Annotated in this window: 15 protein-coding genes and 2 pseudogenes; 10 read left to right on the top strand and 7 right to left on the bottom strand. The window is 70.8% G+C overall.

The features are described from left to right. The 4 genes and pseudogenes from KVT45_RS56590 to KVT45_RS31645 form a co-directional block, all read left to right on the top strand. Positions 1 to 111: pseudogene (locus KVT45_RS56590) on the top strand (esterase); the annotation flags it as partial. Between the two features lie 13 nt (positions 112 to 124). Then, positions 125 to 364, top strand: coding sequence for a hypothetical protein (locus KVT45_RS31655; RefSeq protein ID WP_217552558.1), 240 nt, complete (start codon positions 125 to 127; stop codon positions 362 to 364). Positions 365 to 404: 40 nt separating this feature from the next. Further along, a complete protein-coding gene (locus KVT45_RS31650) occupies positions 405 to 1127 on the top strand; it encodes an alpha/beta fold hydrolase (protein ID WP_217552557.1) in 723 nt (240 codons plus the stop codon). 18 nt (positions 1128 to 1145) lie between these two features. Then, positions 1146 to 2021, top strand: coding sequence for an alpha/beta fold hydrolase (locus tag KVT45_RS31645; protein WP_217552556.1), 876 nt, complete (start codon positions 1146 to 1148; stop codon positions 2019 to 2021). Between the two features lie 128 nt (positions 2022 to 2149). On the opposite strand, the gene KVT45_RS31640 is transcribed toward KVT45_RS31645, so the two are convergent. Beyond that, a complete protein-coding gene (locus KVT45_RS31640) occupies positions 2150 to 3184 on the bottom strand; it encodes an MBL fold metallo-hydrolase (RefSeq protein WP_217552555.1) in 1035 nt (344 codons plus the stop codon). Between the two features lie 271 nt (positions 3185 to 3455). On the opposite strand from KVT45_RS31640, the gene KVT45_RS31635 reads away from it, so the two are divergent. Continuing rightward, a complete protein-coding gene (locus KVT45_RS31635; RefSeq protein ID WP_217552554.1) occupies positions 3456 to 4382 on the top strand; it encodes an AraC family transcriptional regulator in 927 nt (308 codons plus the stop codon). Between the two features lie 159 nt (positions 4383 to 4541). After that, positions 4542 to 4679 (top strand): annotated as a pseudogene (locus KVT45_RS58485) (short-chain dehydrogenase); the annotation flags it as partial. 23 nt (positions 4680 to 4702) lie between these two features. Here KVT45_RS58485 and KVT45_RS31625 read toward each other — a convergent pair. Then, positions 4703 to 5434 (bottom strand): SDR family oxidoreductase, encoded by a 732-nt coding sequence (locus KVT45_RS31625; protein WP_217552553.1) that lies wholly within the window; start codon positions 5432 to 5434, stop codon positions 4703 to 4705. Positions 5435 to 5591: 157 nt separating this feature from the next. On the opposite strand from KVT45_RS31625, the gene KVT45_RS31620 reads away from it, so the two are divergent. Next, entirely contained in the window at positions 5592 to 5969 is a 378-nt protein-coding gene (locus KVT45_RS31620) for an antibiotic biosynthesis monooxygenase (protein WP_217552552.1), read from the top strand. A gap of 129 nt (positions 5970 to 6098) precedes the next feature. Next, positions 6099 to 6764 (top strand): nitroreductase, encoded by a 666-nt coding sequence (locus tag KVT45_RS31615; protein ID WP_217552551.1) that lies wholly within the window; start codon positions 6099 to 6101, stop codon positions 6762 to 6764. Between the two features lie 54 nt (positions 6765 to 6818). On the opposite strand, the gene KVT45_RS31610 is transcribed toward KVT45_RS31615, so the two are convergent. The 3 genes from KVT45_RS31610 to KVT45_RS31600 form a co-directional block, all read right to left on the bottom strand. Then, positions 6819 to 7697, bottom strand: a complete 879-nt coding sequence (locus KVT45_RS31610) for an ABC transporter substrate-binding protein (RefSeq protein ID WP_217552550.1) — start codon at positions 7695 to 7697, stop codon at positions 6819 to 6821. Between the two features lie 152 nt (positions 7698 to 7849). After that, the gene (locus tag KVT45_RS31605) at positions 7850 to 8605 is read right to left on the bottom strand and encodes an SDR family NAD(P)-dependent oxidoreductase (protein WP_217552549.1); all 756 of its coding nucleotides are present in this window, start codon (positions 8603 to 8605) and stop codon (positions 7850 to 7852) included. A 69-nt stretch (positions 8606 to 8674) separates the two neighbouring features. Then, positions 8675 to 10891: a SpoIIE family protein phosphatase gene (locus KVT45_RS31600; protein ID WP_217552548.1), complete on the bottom strand. Its 2217-nt coding sequence runs from the start codon at positions 10889 to 10891 to the stop codon at positions 8675 to 8677. A 192-nt stretch (positions 10892 to 11083) separates the two neighbouring features. Here KVT45_RS31600 and KVT45_RS31595 point away from each other — a divergent pair, with 192 nt between their 5' ends. Next, on the top strand, positions 11084 to 13630 hold the full coding sequence (locus KVT45_RS31595) for a SpoIIE family protein phosphatase (protein WP_217552547.1): 2547 nt from the start codon (positions 11084 to 11086) through the stop codon (positions 13628 to 13630). On the opposite strand, the gene KVT45_RS31590 is transcribed toward KVT45_RS31595, so the two are convergent. Next, positions 13620 to 15476 carry a right-handed parallel beta-helix repeat-containing protein gene (locus KVT45_RS31590; RefSeq protein WP_217552546.1) on the bottom strand — a complete coding sequence of 619 codons (1857 nt, stop codon included), beginning with the start codon at positions 15474 to 15476 and terminating at the stop codon, positions 13620 to 13622. The two genes, KVT45_RS31595 and KVT45_RS31590, sit on opposite strands and share 11 nt — an antisense overlap. A gap of 157 nt (positions 15477 to 15633) precedes the next feature. Further along, positions 15634 to 16632 carry a LacI family DNA-binding transcriptional regulator gene (locus tag KVT45_RS31585; RefSeq protein ID WP_217552545.1) on the bottom strand — a complete coding sequence of 333 codons (999 nt, stop codon included), beginning with the start codon at positions 16630 to 16632 and terminating at the stop codon, positions 15634 to 15636. Positions 16633 to 16917: 285 nt separating this feature from the next. Between KVT45_RS31585 and KVT45_RS31580 the strand changes: the two genes are divergently transcribed. Continuing rightward, entirely contained in the window at positions 16918 to 18885 is a 1968-nt protein-coding gene (locus KVT45_RS31580; RefSeq protein WP_254647609.1) for a hypothetical protein, read from the top strand. Positions 18886 to 18931: the final 46 nt, after the last annotated feature.

Below are 18931 nucleotides of genomic sequence, written 5' to 3'. Positions count from 1 at the left end.
GGCATCATCCACGACTTCGTGATGCTCAACACCCTGCGCGAGACACACGCCGCCGAAGCCGCCATCAACCTGGCCGTACGCACGCTGCACGCGGCCCTGTACACCGGCTGATCCGGGCGACGGCGTGACCACGAACGAGCCGTCCGAGGCCTCCGCACCCGAAGGCCACCCGCGCCTGAAGCACCTCAGGGACCAGCTGACCGAGCACCACCGCCGTGTTCGGGCCGAGCGCGAGGACGCCGAGCTGGAGGAGGCCATCGAGACGGCGGCCTTCGACATGGGGACCGACATCGCGCACCCCGCCCCCGACCACGCGGAAGCCGGATACGACATCGACACGGACATCGGCGTCGACCCGCGCTAGCCGCCCGCCGCAGACCGCGCACAGCCGACAAGGAAATCTCATGACCGACTCCACACCCACCGTCGTCCTCGTGCACGGCGCCTTCGCCGACGCGTCCAGCTTCGCCCGGGTCGTCCCCGAACTGCTGGCCGACGGCCTGAAGGTGCTCGCCCCGGCCGTACCCAACCGCAGCCTCACCGGCGACTCCGCCTACATCGCCTCGGTGGTCCGCGCGATTCCCGGTCCCGTCGTCCTGGTGGGCCACTCCTACGGCGGTGCCGTCATCACCGTCGCGGGCGCCGAGGACAATGTGCAGGCTCTGGTCTATCTGGCCGGTTACGCCCTGGAGGAGGGCGAGAGCCTCGGCGAACTGCAGGGCCGGTTCCCGGACTCCGAGCTCGCCTCGGCCCTGGTGTACACGCCGTTCCCGGTCGAGGGCTCGGACGAGCCCGGCACCGACGTGACCGTCGAGACCGACAGGTTCCCCGCGATCTTCGCCGCGGACGTGGACCCGGACCTCGCCCAGGTGCTCGCCGTCTCCCAGCGCCCGCTGGCCGGCGCGGCCTTCGCCGAGGCGGCCCCGGTCGCGGCCTGGAAGACCAAGCCGTCGTGGGGTCTGGTGTCGTCCTCGGACCGCACCATCAACCCCGACGTCGAGCGCTACGGCTACGAACGCGCCGGCATGACCACGGTCGAGGTCGACTCGTCCCACCTGGTCATGCTCGCGCACCCCAAGAAGGTCGGGGACCTGATCCGCGAGGCCGTCCGCAGTGTCACCGCCTGACGGGCGAAGGAGAGACACATGAGACAGCTGCCCCGACCGAGGACGGGACGCGGGCGCGTGCTCGCCGCGTCCTGCGTGCTCGCCGCAGCCGCCGCCTTGTTCGCCTCGACCTCGCAGGTGACCGCGGTGCCGGCCGCCGCCGCGACGGACACCGGCAAGAAGCCGACGATCGTGCTGGTGCACGGCGCGTGGGCCGACGCCTCCAGCTGGAACGCGGTCATGGGCCGTCTCCAGCACGCCGGTTACACCGTCTACGCCCCGCCGAACCCGCTGCGCGGGGTCGCCTCCGACGCCCAGACCCTGGCGTCGTTCCTGGCGACGGTCCCCGGCCCGGTGGTCCTGGTCGGCCACTCCTACGGCGGCTTCGTCATCACCGACGCGGCGACGAGGAGCGACAACGTGAAGGCGCTCGTCTACGACGACGCGTACATCCCCGCCGCGGGCGAGACCGTCTTCCAGATCAACGCGGCCGAGCCCGGTTCCTGCGTCACGGCCGATCCGTCGACGTTCCTGAACCTGGTTCCCTACCCGGGCGGACCGTCCGGCGACGTCGACGCGTACCTCAAGTGGGAGGCGAACGGTGCCTACCAGGGCTTCCAGGGCTGCTTTGCCAACGGTGTGCCCACCGCCCAGGCGCGTCTCCTCGCGGCGGGCCAGCGCCCCTTCGCGGTCAGCGCGGGTTCGGAACCCTCCGGCGCCCCGGCGTGGCAGTCCCTTCCGTCCTGGGCCGTGGTGGGCACCACCGACCATGTCATAGTGCCGGCCGAGCAACTGGCGATGGCCCGGCGCGCGGGCGCGCACGTCACCGAGGTGAAGGCGGGCCACCTGTCCCTGGTCACCCGCCCCGACGTGGTCACCCGCGTCATCACGGAGGCGGCCGACTCCGTCGGCTGACCCGGGTGGTGCCGAGCGGGCCGCGCACCGGTCGACACCGGGGCGCGGCTCGTCCGCACGCAGGTCCGGGACCTGGGAGGCCCCGGCTAGTTCGGGGTGGGATCTCCCATCCGCATCCGGAACCGCCGTCAGGGGAAGTTCACCGGCGCGTCGGTGAAGGTGGAGACGACCAGGGCACCGACACAGTCCGGCGTGAAGGTGTCCACCGCGGCGATCCTGGTACCCCAGCGGTCGATGAGCTCCGAGGTCACCGACTGTGCGATCCGGTCGATCCAGACCTTCTGGACGGCCCAGACGTTCTCCTTCTCGGCCACCGCCGCTGCCGCGTCGGCGGACGAGATCTCACCGCTCTTCCGTACGGTCGTGGACCACATGTCCACGAAGAACTCGCGGGACTGCGCGACCTCGGCGCGGGTGGCCGTGCGGTACACGTGACCGCCGCAGAAGGTGTCGAAGTCCAGGTCCAGGATCGCGTCGTGCGCGGTCAGCAGGCCGGGAATGTTGTCGGCGTTGCCCCAGGCGCGGTAGGGCGCCCAGCCGGGCATGACCACGTCGGCCATGTGGGCCAGTCGCAGCCGGGGGAAGTAGATCATCATGTTCCCCGCCTCGTGGTTGGGGCCCGGGTAGATGAAGTGGATCTCCTCGCCGCCGATGTGGATCACCTTGTGGTGGTCGCGGATGATCCGGTGAGGCACCGGCCGCGCGGGGTCGGCGTAGGCGGCGAGGAGGGCGGCACAGTCCTTGTGCGCGATCAGTGTCGCCCCGGGGTGGTCGCCGACCGCGCCGATGTGGTCTGCGTGGTCGTGACTGTAGATGACGTGAGTGACCGGCTTGTCGGTCACCGAGGGGATGGCGGCACGGATCGCCGCGCGGGCGGCGGGCGGCGCGTCGACGAGGACGACACCTTCACGGGTGACGACGAAGACGCACTGCACGATCCCTGCTATGAGCACATAGCCGTTACGGCCGACGCGCTCCAGCCGGTACCCGTCGCCGGTGTCGGGCAGTGGCTTCACGTGTTCCGGCAGGGGCAGGAAGCCGGTACTGCCGGATGCGGCGGAAGCGGGGGCCGCGGTGACCAAGCCGGCTCCGGCTCCGGTTCCCAGGGCGAGTGCGCCCGCGGCGGCACCCCCGCGGCGGATCAGGGAACGACGACCAATCATGTGGGTCTCCTGGAGGGATGGACAGAACGTACGGCCCGGCCGGGCACTGCCCAGGATTTGTCACGTCCACCGCGCCCGCCCATGGACATGGATCGCGGAAGTATGGATTCTCCGTGCGCATGACGGACGGCCACCGGATTTGTATGGACATCGCCGGTGCCCGGCGGAAATCATGGCCGGGACACAGGCGGCTCCCAGTACCACCACGCGCCACCCGCCGTGCGCGTCGCCGCTTGCCGTCGACCGCCGCCATCTGCAGGAGCACCCCACCTTGCGCACCGACCCTGCCAGCGTCCCGCCGCCGGGCGACCGTGAGTTGCTGATCGCCCGGCTGTCCGCGGCGGATCCCGCGCTCCACGTGCTGCCCCTGGACAACGCGGCCCTGAGCATTCAGACCTGCCCCGTCCGTGGCCCGCACCGGCACGCGTACCACGAGCTGTTCTGGACCAGGAGTGGCACCGGTGTCCACCTGGTGGACGGCGAGCGCACGGTCGTCGGTCCCGGCACGGTGCTGGTGCTCGGCCGTGGCCCGGTGCACTTCCTGGAGCATGCGAGGGAACTGTCCGGGGCGATCGTGCGCTTCGGTGACGAGCTGCTGCACGAGGGTCTGTCCACTCGCTCGCACCCCGGCCGCCTGCTCACCGCTCGCGGTCGGCCCATGGTGCGGGTCCCGCTGGAGGACACCGCGCACTTCGACGCCGTGATCGGGGCACTTGCCGCGGAGACCCGGCGCCCGTTGTCCGCCTCCAGCGACAACGTCCAGCGGCACCTGCTGCTGACGTTGCTGTCCTGGATCGGCCGCTGGCAGGACCACGGCGAGTCGCCGGACCCCGGGAGCAAGGAGGACCCCGACACCCGGCTGTACCGGCGCTTCAACGTCCTCCTGGAACGCGACTTCGCCCGCCACCACGACGTCCGCCACTACGCGCGCGAACTGGGCGTCTCCGAAAGCGCTCTGTGGCGCGCCCTGTCCGGCGTGACCGGAAGCTCGACACGGACCCTGATCACCGAGCGCGTGATGATGGAGGCCGCCCGCCTCCTGCGCTTCACCGACCTGGCCGTGGGCCAGATCGCCCACGAGGTCGGCGTCCGCGACCGCCTGTACTTCTCCCGCGCGTTCAAACGCCGGTACGAGCGATCGCCGCGGGCGTATCGGGAGCGGTTCCACGGGGCGGTGGAGGAGGAAGGCGGGGTGTAGCCGCGTGGAAGGGATGATCACCCGTACTGCCGATAGCGACAGCCAGGGCGGCGGAGGTATCGGAGCCGGCCATCGCGCGGGGTGGGCACTTCGTCAAGACCGACCAGGGCCGGCGGATCCGGCACCTGAGACCGGGTCCCGGAAGCCGTCGTCGCCGAACCGGCCCGGGCGACAGCCCTCGGACAACCGGGTACGGCTGCGGAGATCGCCGGCGCCGCGGTCTGTCCGGCGTCCACGGAGTCGTCGTTCACGACAGGGACAACGATCTTCGTCGACGGTGCGGAAACCGCACGCTGACCGGTCGGCGTCGGGTCGCTGGTTCAGGAGAGCCAGTCGGTGTAGCGGGTGGGGGCGATCCGGGCGCCCTGCGGGGCGATGAGGACATCGCCGTGGGCGGCGGCGAAGAGGCCCGCGGTGTCGTCGGTGATGACGGAACGGCTGTCGCCCTTGGCCGACAGGGTGAGCCGGCCGAGTTCGTCGAGCGGGTAGACGTCGGGGCCCGCGACGTTGAGGACGCCGTTCAGAGGCCTGCCCGCGGCGACATCGGCGACGGCGGCGGCGACGTCCGCGGCGGCGATCGGCTGGATCGGCGTGTGCGGCAGGCGGACGGTGTCGCCGTCGGCGGTCATGGCCAGGGTCGCGTCCATGAACTCCATGAACTGCGTGGCACGGACGATGGAGTAAGGGACCGGCCCGGCCTTGAGAAGGTCTTCCTGAAGCACCTTCGCCCGGTAGTAGTCCAGATCGGGCACCTGGTCCACGCCGACGATCGAAAGGATGACGAAGTGCCCTACCCCTGCCTTCTCGCTCACGCCGAGAAGGTTGTCCATCGAGGTCTGGAAGAAGGTGAGCGAAGCGTCGTCGAAGGTCGGGGAGTTCGTCAGGTTGATGACGACGTCGGCGTCCGCGACGGCCTCCTCCAGCCCCTGACCGGTGAGAACGTCCACGCCCGTGGACAGGGAGTACGGCACGGCCTCGTGCCCGGCCGCGTCGAGGTCCGCCACGACCCGTGACCCGATCAGCCCGGTTCCGCCGATGACTGCGAACTTCATGGCACGCACCTTCCCTCGATGACTACTGCTGTCCGATATACACCCTATGTCGATCCGGCCTCGGTCACTTGCGGGACCCCGGGCGCCCGCTGGAGCCCACCGGCAAGCGGCCGCGCAGGCCCGGATCGCCTGGCACACCCTGTTCTAATGTGGCGCGATGAGCGATCACGCCGAAGTGCCTGTCGCGCCCGTCGAGGCCTTTGAACCCCCTTACTACGTGGCTGTGTTCACCGCGGTGCGAACCCAGGACCAGAGCGGCTACAGCGAGACCGCCGCACGCATGGAAGACCTGGTGAAGGACGTCCCCGGGTTTCTGGGGATGGACCAGGCGCACACTCCTGGTGGGCTGTCCATCACCGTCGGGTACTTCCGCGACGCCGACGCCCTCACGCGGTGGCGGCGCGACGCCGAGCACCGCGCGGCGCAGCGGCGCGGGCAGGCCGAGTGGTACCGGAGCTACACACTGCATGTGGCGAAAGTCGAGCGGAGCCACGGGTTCACACAGGCCGAGGTGCGACCGCCCACGGGCCGATGAGCCCGGTTGCACCGATCACCACGGCCTGACGCGGTCGCCGCCTCATGACGTGTCGGGCTCCCTGTCACGTTTTTCGAACTCCGCCGGTCAATGTGTCGACGCGACAAGCGGACGAGGAGGCGGACGGTCTTGGACGTCTACGAGGCGGTCATGAGCCGGCGGGCGGTGCGAGGATTCACCGATCGGCCGGTCCCGAGGGAGGCGCTGGAGCGGGTGTTGTCCGCCGCGGCCTGGGCGCCGTCCGGTTCGAACCTCCAGCCGTGGCATGCCTACGTGGTGACCGGACGGCCACTCGCCGAGATCAGGAAGCGTGCCGGCGAGCGCCTGGCCGCGGGTGATCCCTGGGACGAGCCGGAGTACGAGCAGTATCCGTCCGCACTGCAGTCCCCGTACCGTGAGCGGCGGTCCGCCTTCGGTGAGCAGCGCTACGGCTCGCTCGGCATTGCGCGCGAGGACACGGAGGCGCGCCAGCGGGCCGCGGCCGCCAACTGGGACTGCTTCGGCGCCCCTGCCGCCCTGTTCTGCTACATCGACCGGGACCTGGGCCGGCCCCAGTGGTCCGACGCCGGCATGTATCTGCAGACGGTCATGCTGCTGTTGCGCGCCGAGGGGCTGCACAGCTGTACCCAGATGGCCTGGGCGAAGTTTCACCGGACCGTCGCGGAGGTCCTGTCGCCCCCGGACGAGCTCCTTCTCTTCTGCGGCATGTCGATAGGGTTCGAGGACGTCACGGTGAGTAACCCTCGTACGGGCCGGGCACCGCTCGACGAGACGGTCACCTTCTTCGAAGGCTGATGGTCTCCGCGGCAGCGCTGGGTGTGCTCCGGCAGTGCCGGTCTGGCCGGAGTCCTAGGGCGCGGTCGTCGCGGTGCGGTAGATCTCGGCCGCGGTGAGGGTGGCGGGGACGCCGAGTTCGGCGGCGACCGCCGCGATCGCGCTCTCGCCGACCTTGGCATCGACCTGGCCGTCGGTGGTGAAATACGGCGCGATGAACGTCTCGTAGTGAGCCCGGGCTTCTTCCGCGGTCTGTCCGCCCAGGAACGTCCGGATGTACCGCACCGTGGTGTCGGGGTCGTTGTGGATCACCTGCAGGGCGCGCCGGTGAGCTCGTACGACGGCCTGGACCGCGGGGTCGTCGGGCCGGATGTGGGTGGGGTCCACGGCCACGCCCACGGTGGGGATCCGGAAGTGGTCGCCGACCCAGGCCAGGAGCCGCCAGCCGTGCTCGGCGGCCACCGCCTCCGGAGCCATGGTGCTGCCGACGTAGGCGGCGTCGATGCTGCCGTCGTGCAGCCCGCGCAGGTCCAGGCCGTAGTCGCCGGGCGCGCGGACGACGCTGTGGACGTCGCGGTCGGGATCGAGACCGGCCTGGCGCAGCACGATCCGGGCGAAGCACCCGGGTGCGGTGCCGGGGGCGTGCACGGCCAGCCGCTTGCCGGCCAGGTCGGCCAGGGTGGTCGGGCCGGGGCGCGCGAGGAACCAGAACAGCGGACGGTGCGTGTTGACGGTGAGGGCGACCCAGGGGGTGCCGTCGGTCAGCCGCGACAGCAGTGCCCGGCCGAGCCCGATGGTGGCGCAGCGCCGGAGCCGCTCGTCGTCCCAGGCGCAGCCGTCGCGCAACGCCACGTGGACGCCCTCGTCGGCGTAGTAGTCCTGCTGGTCGGCGACATACGCGGCCAGCTCTTCGTGCAGGCCGCGCCCGACGTAGGCGAGATCGATGGTGTGCATGAACGTCCTTCTCGGTCGTGGCACCGCGATGTGTCCGCGCGTGCGGTGAGCGCGGGCCGCGGCCCGTGGCGCCGAGGCGGCGGCTGCCGGACGCGGCCCGGAGGGCGGCCGGACCGGCACGGCGGTGCTCCGCGGGCGCGGGGCGGCGGGCGTCAGTACATGGCCATTCCGCCGTTGACCGCGGCGGTGGTGCCGGTCATGAACGCGTTGTCCTCGTCGGCGTAGAAGGCGATCGCCCGGGCGACGTCGGCCGGGCGTGCCAGGCGGCCCAGCGGGGTGGCGGCCACCTGCCGCCGCCTGACCGCGTCGTCGATCACGCCGGCCATGCGGGTGTCCTCCACCGGACCGGGTGCGACCACGTTGACCGTGATGCCCCGCGGACCCAGTTCCTGGGCGAGATAACGGGCCAGCCCTTCCAGGGCGGCCTTGGCCGTCCCCAGCGCGACCATGCCCTCCCGGGGGCGCCGGCTGAGGCCGGTACCGAGGTAGATGATCCGGCCCGAGCCCTGTTCGGTCATGTGGGGGAGGACGGCCTTGGTGACCGCGAACGCCGCGTGCATCTCGGCGTCGAGCTTGCCGCCCAGCTCTTCCCAGGTCATGTCCTGGAACGACTTGACCGCATACGGGATGAGCGCGTTGTGCACGAGCACGTCGATGCCGCCCCATGCGGCCTGGACCTGCTCGACCATGCCGTCGATCGCCGCCGGCTCGCGCACGTCGGCCTGCACGGCCATGGCCCGGCCGCCCGCCGCCTCGATGTCGGCCACGACCTCCTCGGCCGCCTCGGCGCTGCGAAGATAGTTGACTACTGCACTCATCCCCCGTGCGGCCAGGAGCCGTGCGGTGGTCGCACCGATGCCGCTGCTGGCGCCTGTCACCAGCGCCACCCTGCCGGTTGCCCCGGTCATGGGCCCACCTCCTTCTCGTCCTCGCGGGTCGTGGGAGTGACCCCGCGCCGGATCTCCGTCCCTGGGCTGTCAGGGCGTGCCCCCGCGGGTGTCGTGCCGCACCGCGGCGGGGTGTCCGGCGGGGGTGAGCCCGATGAGCAGCAGGGCGATGTCGTCCGTCCGGGGAGCGGCCCGCCGGGCGTGGTCGATCAGGGTCTCGGCGAGCCGGTCCATGGACTGGAACCGGGCCCGGGCGAGGGGGACGGCGAGCGCCGACATGGCGTCGTCCAGGTCGACTCCGGGGGTCTCGACGAGTCCGTCGGTGTACAGGGCGAGGACGGTGCCGGGCGGCAGCGGGATCTCGGTGGCGGGATACTCCGTGTCGGGGTCGATGCCGAGCAGCAGTCCGGGCGGCAGGTGAAGGACCTCGGCGTGCCCGTCCGGGTGACGCAGGACCGGCGGGGGATGCCCGGCGGTGGCCAGGACGGCCCGGCGGTGTGCGAGGTCGAGGTGGGCGTAGAGGCAGCTGGCGAAGCGGCCCGGGTCGAGGGCGACCAGCTGGCGGTTGGCCTGCGCGAGCGCCTGCGCCGGCATGGCCCCGCTGACGGCGTGGGAGCGTAGCGCGGGACGGATCCGGCCCATGAGCGCGGCGGCGGTGACGTTGTGGCCCTGGACGTCGCCGATGAACGCGGCCGCGGTGGTGTCGTCGACGCGGACCAGGTCGTAGAAGTCGCCCCCGATGTCCATGCCGCGGGCGGCGGGCAGGTAACGGGCCGCCACGTCCAGTCCGGGAAGGTCGGGCAGCGAGCCGGGGAGCAGGGCGGCCTGCAGGGTCTGTGCGAGTTCCTGGCTGGCGTCGTACAGGCGGGCCCGGTCGAGTGCCTGCGCGACGAGTCCGGCGAGTGCGGTGAAGACGACCCGCTCCTGTTCGGGGAAGGGATGGGGCCGGTCGAAGGCGAACACGCACGAGCCCACCGGGCGCCCGGAGGTGATCAGCGGCAGGAAGGCCCAGGCGTGCAGGCCCTGCTGGCGGGGCGCGGGCGGGTAGGCGCGGGACAGTTCCTCGAAGGTGGCGAAGAAAGCGGGCCGGCCGGTGGCGAGGACCCGGACCGCGGGCGCCTGGCAGGTCAGCGGCGCTCCGTCGAAGTGTTCCAGGAGCCGGGGGTTGTATCCGCGGCGGCCGATGACACGCATTCTGCCGTCCTCGGCCGTGAGCAGGGCGACGGTCCGGGCCCCGAAGGCCGGCAGCATCTCCTCGGTGATCAGATCGACCACGTCACGCACGCCGACCGCTTCGGAGAGGGCGGCGGCCAGGTGCAGCACCTGGTACACCTCGCCCAGGGGGATCGGTTCGTCCGGGAACATCTCCGTCCTCGCGGGCCCGGCCTGCGCGGCCAGGCCCGGGGTGGTCGGCGAGACACGGACGCTCACCCCGGATCCGTCGGGGTAGAGCTCGAACGCGAGCCATCGGTCCGGCGGGCGCATGGCGGTGAAGTAGGCGGGCTTGCGGCTGACCACGGCGCCGCGGTGGCAGTCCTGGAAGGCGGAGTCGGCGCACCAGGACAGGGACTGCCAAGGACGTTTGCCGATCAGCTCGGGGATGCGGCCGCCGAGCAGGACGGCGGCGGTGGCGCTGACGTAGGTGAACCTGCCCTCCAGATCGAGTGAGCAGTTGCCCTCCGGCAGCCGTTCGACGAGGTCCGCCGCAGCCGGCGCCTCGGTCGGCTCCCGACTGCGGGCCGGCGGCTGCGCCAGAGTGCGGGGTGCCGGGCCCGGACGGACGGCGCGGCCGGTGCCGGCGGCTTCGCGCAGGAACCGGCCCAGGCGCCGGCAGGCGGCAGCTACCTGATCGGGCCTCGGACCGGCGGACCCGGCGGTGTCGGAGCCGGACCAGAAGAGCAGCAGCGTGCCCCAGGCCCTGGTGCCGCTGACGATCGGTGCCGCGGCCGCCGCGTAGTGGTACGGATGTGCGATCGCCGTGCGCGGATAGCGCCGGGCGAACTCCTGCGGGTCGCTCAGCCAGACCAGCCGCCGTTCGCGCAGCGCCTCGGCCACCGGAACGGGACCGGAGAGCGCCACCCGGAAGCAGGGTGTCAGATACTCCGCCGGCAGCCCTGTGGTCACCTCCAGCCGCAGCGTCTGCGCGTCGGACGCCAGCAGGAAGAGCGCACCCGCGAGCACCCCCGTGTCGCGCACGGCGAGCCCCAGCAGCCGGTCCAGCTCCGCCCGGTGGAGCGACCCGGTGGCGGGTGCGGACGGACGAGGCTCGAAGGACTGCGCCGCGCCGCCTTCCCGCATGGCGCACATACCAGCACCGTACGTCCGCACCGGCCGCCTCCGCGCGGGAGGACCGGCGGCGCCGACCCCGTCGGCGGCTTCCTCTGTCACGGATCGGAGCAGCATTCGGTCAATGGTGGCAAAAGGGGCAAACGGCGATGGGATTTCGCTCTCGCCGCAGGCGTCCGCCCCGCCGCCATCTCTTCCGAGGACAACGCTTCGATGATCAGCACTGACGAAATACCCCTTGGTGAACAGCCGGACATCCGCGAGCCCGCGGAGTCGGCGATCGCGATGCTCGACCAGCAGGGGACGGTGGTCGGCTGGACACAGGCCGCCGAGCGGCTGGTCGGGTACTCCGCCGCCGACGTAGTGGGCCGGTCGGCCTCGGTCGTACTGCCGTCCTGCGAGGAAGCCCCGACGACACCGGAGTTCGTCGAGCAGTGCCGGGCCCGGCACGGCTGGTCGGGCACGGCGACGGTACGGCACAGGGACGGTCACGGGCTCCACGTGAGCCTGCGGGTCTCGATGCTGTGGGGACAGGGCGACACGGTCCGGTGGCTCGTGTCCGTCACCGACATCGGCACGGCCACCGGGGAGGCGACGAACGGACTGGTGCGGGAGTCGCTGCTCGCCCGCGTGCCGATGGGCATCGTCGTGCGGGACCCGCAACTGCGGTGCACCTGGGTGAACGACACGATGGAGAGTCACGACGGCATCTCCCGCGACCGGCGGCTCGGACGTCGGTTCACCGAAGTGCTGCCGGGTGACGAGGCCGAAACGCTCGAGTCGGCGATGCAGCAGGTTCTCCGGGGCGGGCCCAGCAAGGTCCACGACCACCGGACGTGGCTGCCGTCGAGCCCGCATCGGGAGCACACGTTCGTGGCTTCGATCTTCCGCCTCCAGGACGCCGACGGCCGAGCGCTGGGGGTGTGCGTCATCAGTGTCGACCTCACCGAGAGCCAGCGGGCGCGCGACCGCCTTGCCATCCTCAGCGAGGGCAGTGCCCGCCTCGGCAGCAGCCTGGACGTGATGCGGACCAGCCAGGAACTGGCCGACCTGGCCGTGCCCCTGCTCGCCGACTACGTGGCCGTCGACCTGGAGCAGTCGGTCCCGTGCGGCGAAGGATCCCCGGTCCGGGTCGGCCCGGCGGGCGGGCGCCTTCCCGTGTTCCGACGCGCCGGCCTGGCCTCGGTCCAGCACGGGATCCCGGAGTCCCCCTGGGGGCGCGGCGAGACGGTCCCCTGGCCGCCCGCCTCACCGTTCGCCGCCGTCCTGCGCACCGGGAGGCCCCACCTGGAGCCGGTCCTGGACACCGCTCCGGGCACCTGGATCGACCATGACCCGGCACGGGCGCAGAAGATCCGCGAGAACGGCATGCACTCCCTGATGGTGATACCCATCCGTGCGCGGCGTGTCCTGCTGGGCATGGTGCTGTTCATCCGCACCACGGACCCGGGGCCGTTCCAGGAGTTCGACGTGCTCCTCGCCGAAGAACTCGTCGGCCGCGCCGCGCTGTCGTTGGACAACGCGCGCCAGTACGTCCGTCAGCACACCACGGCCCTCGCCCTCCAACGCCACCTGCTCCCGCACCGTCTGAAGGGCGGCACGGCCGTCGAGACGGCCTCGCGTTATCTCCCCGCCGACATGGAGCACGGCGTGGGCGGTGACTGGTTCGACGTGATCCCGCTGTCCGGCGCACGGGTGGCGCTCGTCGTCGGCGACGTCGTCGGACACGGCATCAACGCCGCCGCGACCATGGGCCGGCTGCGCACCGCCGTACGCACGCTCGCGGACATGGAGCTGCCCCCCGACGAGCTGCTGACCCACCTCGACGACACGGTCCAGCGACTGGCCGAGGCGGACGCCGACACCCCGGACCAGTACCCCGCGGCGCTGGGTGCCACCTGTCTGTACGCGGTCTACGACCCGGTCACCCGCCGGTGCACCATGGCACGGGCCGGGCACCCCCCGCCCGCGGTCATCGACCCGCAGGGCCGGGTCACCTTCCCCGACCTGCCCACCGGAACCCCGCTGGGCGTCGGGCTGGGGGTCCCCTTCGAGGCCGTGGAGCTGGAACTGCCCGAGGGAAGTCTCCTCGCCCTGTACACGGACGGCCTGATCGAGACGCGCGTCGACGACATCGAGGAGGGCATGCACCGGCTGGGCACCGCCCTGGCACAGCCGAGCCGCTCCCTGGAGGACCTCTGCAACCGCGCGATGGAGACCTTCCAGGGGCGGGCACCCTCCGACGACTCCACGCTGCTTCTGGTCCGGACCCGCACGCTCAGCCCCACCCAGGCCGTCTGCTGGACGCTGCCCGGTGACCAGACCGCCGCCCGCCGCGCCCGGCGCCTGGCGGCCCGTCAGCTGGCCGCATGGGGGCTGGAGGGGCTTGAGGACCCCACGAAACTGATCGTCAGTGAACTGGTCACCAACGCCGTCCGCCACGGCAGCGGCCCGATCGGCCTGCGCCTGATCAGGCACCAGGTCCTGACCTGCGAAGTGTTCGACACGAGCACCTGTTCCCCCCGCCTGCGCAGCGCCCGCACCAGTGACGAGAACGGCCGCGGCCTCTTCCTGATCGCCCAGCTGTCCCGCAGATGGGGCTCCCGCTCCGCACCGGGCGGCAAGGTGGTCTGGGCCGAAGAGGACCTGGCCCCGGCACCGGTACCCGAACGGGCCCTCGGGGCACCACCCGCGCACGAACGGCGGCCGACGCAGGCAACTGCCGTCGGCCGCCGGGGAGACGCCCGGTTCAGTCCGTGACCACGGACGTGTTCAGCCCCTTGTCGTAGTGGTTGTGGGCGATGCGGATGCCCGTACTGCCGTGGAAGACGAACAGCGGCGAGGTGTAGGGCGGTGCGTCGGCCTTGTCCAGCCGGCGCACGGTGTTGCCGGTGAAGGCGAACCCGCCGACGCTCTTGGCGTTGACGACCGTGACGTCACCGATGTCGAACCTGTTGTCCTCGACCTTGATGCCGTGGTGCACCGGGTGCGCCGGGTCGACGACCTGGTTGGTCGGTTCCACGAAGATGACCGGGCCGCTGGGCCGGGTGAAGGTGTTCCCGCGGATCGTGAGGTCGGTGACCGGACCGGACTCGTACCACTGGTAGGCGTCGGCGGAGACGTAGATGCTCGCCATGGACATCCCGTCGAACCGGTTGTCGGTGATGAGGACGGGCTTGCGGGTGGTGACCAGCACACCGCGGGTCGGGACGTTGCGGAACACGTTGTGCGAGATGACGACCGACGGGGTGGCCGTGATGTTCTCGACGACCGTGCCGTTGATCTCGGTCCCGGCGGGGACCGGCCGGTCGAAGGTGACGGTCATCGTGGTGAGGGACTTGTCGTGGTCCATGCCGCTCGGCCCGTCGACCGCGGTGACCACCGCGTGCGCGTCGGTCAGCGGTGTCATCGTGCGCTTGTCGGTGAACTCGACCTCGTCACCCGGGGCGAACTGCGGGAAACCGGCGGTCTGCGGGTGTTCGTAGGCGAGGGTGACGGTGGACGGGCCGGGTTTCCCGACGACCTCCAGATAGGTGCCGTGGATGTTGATCGGGTCGTCCTGCGGCCCGTCGAAGACACTTCTCGTGATCGAGACCTTCCCCTTCACGCCGGACATCTGCACGAAGTCCGCGAAGGAGGCCGTGGAGCGGCCGGACGCCGGATCGGGTGCGAAGTTCACCTTGTCGATCGTGATGTTCTCGCTGAACTGCCCCACCACGCCGAAGGACTGCAAGTAGTAGGCGTTCATCGAGCGCAGGGTCACGTTCTTCGACTGCCAGATGAACGCGCCCGGTTCCGTCCGCTCGATGTTGCGCATCTGGTAGACGAGCCCGGCGTCCGCCGGCCGTGCAGAGGTGGTGTAGTCGATCCTGATCCGGCGGTGGCCCAGGTCGGTGACCGAGGCGACGTCGTTGAACAGCGGGTTGTCGCCGCGCCAGGTCCGCTGCGCCGCGGGGTCGTGGATCTGCGTGTACTGGAGTCCGTCGACACCCGACCAGTACGGCTGCCCGGTGGCCGGACTGGTCTCGCCGAGCCAGCTGATGTGCGTGCCGTTCACCTGGTAGGGGCTGCCGGCGGGGATCGACAGGACGCGGTAGGCGTGCCCGTCGGTGACCCCGGCGCCTGCCACGGTCGCGTCGACGACCTCGGGGGCCGCGTAGTCGAAGGAGAAGTTGGTGAAGGTCACGTTCGTGGAGCGGATCGACGCGAACGCCGTCTGGAGCCCGTGATAGACGAGCTCCGCCCCGCCGCCGTCGACGGTGACGTCGTGCATGTCCTCGATGAGCAGCCCGATCTTCTTGTCCCGGTAACGCTGGTCGGCGCCCACGGTGTTGGACACGTAGAGCTCACGCGTCTCGGCCCGTTCGGGATAGAGCTGGTAGGTGCCCTTCGAGAACACGATCCGCACCGGCCGGTGGAGGCTCTTGGCATGCCGCAGCGCCGCGGTGACCGCGGGCGCCGAGTCCGTCCGGCCGGTGGGATCCGCCCCGTAGGCGTCCACGTCGACCACGACGGGCGCCGCGGGTTTCGGTGCCGCGGCGACGGGCCCGGCCGCACCACCTCCCAGCAACGCGAGTGCCACTCCTAGAAACACGAACCGCGACATAGCCCCTCCGGAGCATCCGTGAGCGACGAAACATCCGATGAATATGCGAGTCAAATGCCCATGCCCGTCGACTTCCCGGGCATTTCTGACGTGTTGAGGTACGTGAGTTATGTGTCAGTGCCTACAGATCCGATGAGTCGGGGGAGACCCGATCCGACTACTCCTGCTTCGGCGGCGCCGTGCTCGCGCGGATCACCAGTTCGGGGTCGAAGAGGAGTTCACCGACGGGGACGTCACGGTTGCCGACCAGGGCGATGATGCTGCGCGCCACTTCCGAGGCCAGGCGGTCGGCCGGCTGCCGGACCGTGGTGAGCGGGGGGTCGACGAAGTCCATGATCATGGCGCCGTCGTAGCCCACGACCGACACGTCGCCCGGGACGTTGTACCCCTGGCGGCGCGCGCCGCGGATCGCGCCCAGCGCCATGTAGTCGCTGGCGGCGACGACGGCCGTGGCGCCACGGCCGAGCAGCGAGATCGCGGCGGACTGGCCGCCCTCGACGGTGTACGACTGCCGGACCACCCACTGCTCCGGGTCCTCGACGCCGCGTCGGGCGAGCGAGGAGACGAAGCCGCTGACCCGGCGGTCTGCCGGACGGTTGCCGACCGGGCCCGACGCCATGCCGATCCGGCGGTGACCGAGCCGGTAGAGGTGGTCGACGGCGAGTTCGGCGGCCAGCAGGTCGTCGGTGGAGAAGACCGGCGCCTCGTCCCCGCCCTCGAACTGGCCGTTGACCCCGACGAACGGGATCCGGCGGGAGCGCAGCAGTTCGTACGCCTGCGGGTCCGCGCCCTCGATCGTGTTGCTGGCGGAGAGGAAGACGACGGCGGCGACACCCCGGTCGGCGAGGGACGTCAGGAAGTCCAGCTCCTGCACTCCGCCGGGGAAGCACGGGCACAGGATCGTCTTCAGCCCGTGCGGGGCGAGAGTGGACTCGATCCGCTCGCAGACGTCGGCGAAGAACGGGTTGGACACCAACTCCGTGATGACCGCGACGAGGTGCCCCTGCGTCTGCCGCTCGTACCCCAGGTCGGCCATCGCCTGCTCGACCGCCTCGCGGGTCTTGCGCGACACGCCCTGGCGCCGGTTGATGACACGGCTGACCGTGGCCTCGCTCACCTGCGCCCGGACCGCGACCTCGGTGATGCCGACCTTCATGCGGTTCCCTCCGTCACCCGTGCGCCAGCCGTCGATGATACGTGCCCGCTCGTCACGGACGGTCATGTGTGACGAACGCGTGACGCGGCTGGAAGCTAGCAAGCGCCCTGTCCTGCTTGCAAGGCATGATTGAAAACTTTCAGTCCGGTCTTCTCTTTCGGATCGCATATGGACTGCGTGTCTTGCATGTTTCTTCCGCATGACCATTGAATCGCCTCATCGGCCCCTGCTAGCTTGCGGCCACTCGGCCGCCCCGCCCGACGTCACCGAAGACCGGGAGTTCCGATGAAGCCCTCAAGACTCGTGCTGCTCACCGCTGTTGCCCTCCTCATGTCGACGGCCCCCGCGCTGTCGGCCACGGCGGCGCCCGGAACCGGCGCCACCGCCCCCCAACTCGCCATCAGCGACCCGGGCTTCGAGAACGGCGGGGTGGGCTGGACCTTCGGTCCCGGCACCGGCGTCGGCACCGGCAACCGGCACGGCGGAACCCGCTTCCTCTACCTCGACGCCGGCGCGGGCAAGAGCGCAGAACAGACCATCATCGCGCCCCGCAACGGCAGTTACGACTTCTCCGCGTGGATCGGCAGCGCCGGGACCGGCGGCACGTACACGATCCGGCGCAACGGCGAGACCGTCGGCACGATCGATCTGCCGCAGCACGCCGGCTATGCCAGGTACACCATCAGCAACGTCCGGCTGAAGACCGGCGACCGGCTGGAGATCGCCTTCGGCTCCGGCACCGCGTGGGTGAACGCCGACGACCTGATGATCTCCCCGGCCGCGCCCGCCGACCCCGAGGTCACCTCTTCGGACCCCGAGGTCGCCGAGATGTTCGCCTGGGCCAAGAAGAAGGCCAACAGCTGGGTGCAGCTGCCCGGCACCACCGGCCCGGTCAACGTCGACGAGTACCAGACCGGCGGCACCGGCACCGCGACGTACGAGCCCACCTACTGGGCCGGATACGCCAACCGCAGCGCCTACTACTCCCGCGACATGACCCACCAGCTCGCCGGCGCCCACCTCCTCGGCCTCGACACCGAGAACGTGACGATGCTCCGCTCCTACGCGGCGTCGGCCACCGCCGAGCACAAGTACTTCCCCGTGTGGTCCCTCAACTTCGACGCCAAGACGTACCTGAGCATCGACTACAAGAGCCCGGACAACTTCGTGCGCGAGGTGCCGGCCGTCTTCGAACTCGTCGAGAAGGCCGCCCAGGCCTACCTCTGGACCGGCGACCGCAGGTACGTCGACGACCCGGTGCTCTGGGACTTCTACCGGCACGCCACCGACCAGTTCATCGACCTGCACAACTCCGCCAAGGACAACGGCAAGGTCAAGGTCGCCGAGGGTACGGGCCAGGGCATCTTCGCCGGCGCCGCCAGCTACAACGAGCAGGACGGCGACGACCTCGCCGAGGCCGGGGACACCATCGCCACCGAGTACCAGGCGTACCTGGCGATGGCCGTGCTCGCCCGCGGCAAGGGCGACACCAAGCTGGCCAAGACCTACGACCGGCGGGCCGCCGACCTGAAGAAGTACTTCAACGACACCTGGAGCGGCACCGGAAGCGGCGCCGACATGGTCCGCGCCTACACCGTCTCCGGCACCCCGGTCACCGGCTGGGGCAAGGAGAACAGCGTCTTCATGCCGATGAAGCAGATCATCGACCCCGGCCCGCGCAACGACGCCTACCTCGACTACATCGAGGCGCAGGAACTGGGACCGCAGGGCTCGCCCAACATCGAGTCCACGACGTACCTGCCCGACATGTTCTTCAACAACAACCGCAACGACACGGCCTGGGCGTGGATGAAGAAGATCTACGGCGAGCGGGACATCCAGCACATCAACTCCAGCCAGGGCCCCGATGGCGACTACCCCGAGGTGTCGTTCACCCTGGTCAGCCAGACCGTCCAGGGCCTGATGGGTATCGCGCCGGACGCCGCGGACCGCACGGTGACCACCCAGTCCCGGCTGCCCTCCGGCATGGACTGGCTCCAGGCGGCGGACGTCCCCATCGGCAAGGACACGATCACCGTCCGGCACGACGGCACGACGAAGACCGCGCTGACCAACAACGCGCACAGCGGCGCCTACCGCTGGGAGGCCCGCTTCCCCGGCGTCCACAAGAAGATCAGGGTCAACGGCGTCCCGCAGCGGGCACGCACCAAGACGGTGAACGGCGTGACGTACACCTACGCCACGCCGACCGTACGGGCCGGGGCGACTGTGGTGGTGCAGGTGGGCGACTGACCGACCGCCCTCGCCACGGCCGGGACGCTCGGTCTGAGCATCCGAG

Source organism: Streptomyces sp. GbtcB6, assembly GCF_019091475.1.
Lineage (GTDB): Bacteria > Actinomycetota > Actinomycetes > Streptomycetales > Streptomycetaceae > Streptomyces > Streptomyces hyaluromycini.
Note: the sequence above shows the minus strand (reverse complement) of the source record. Positions and strands in the feature narration are given on the sequence as shown.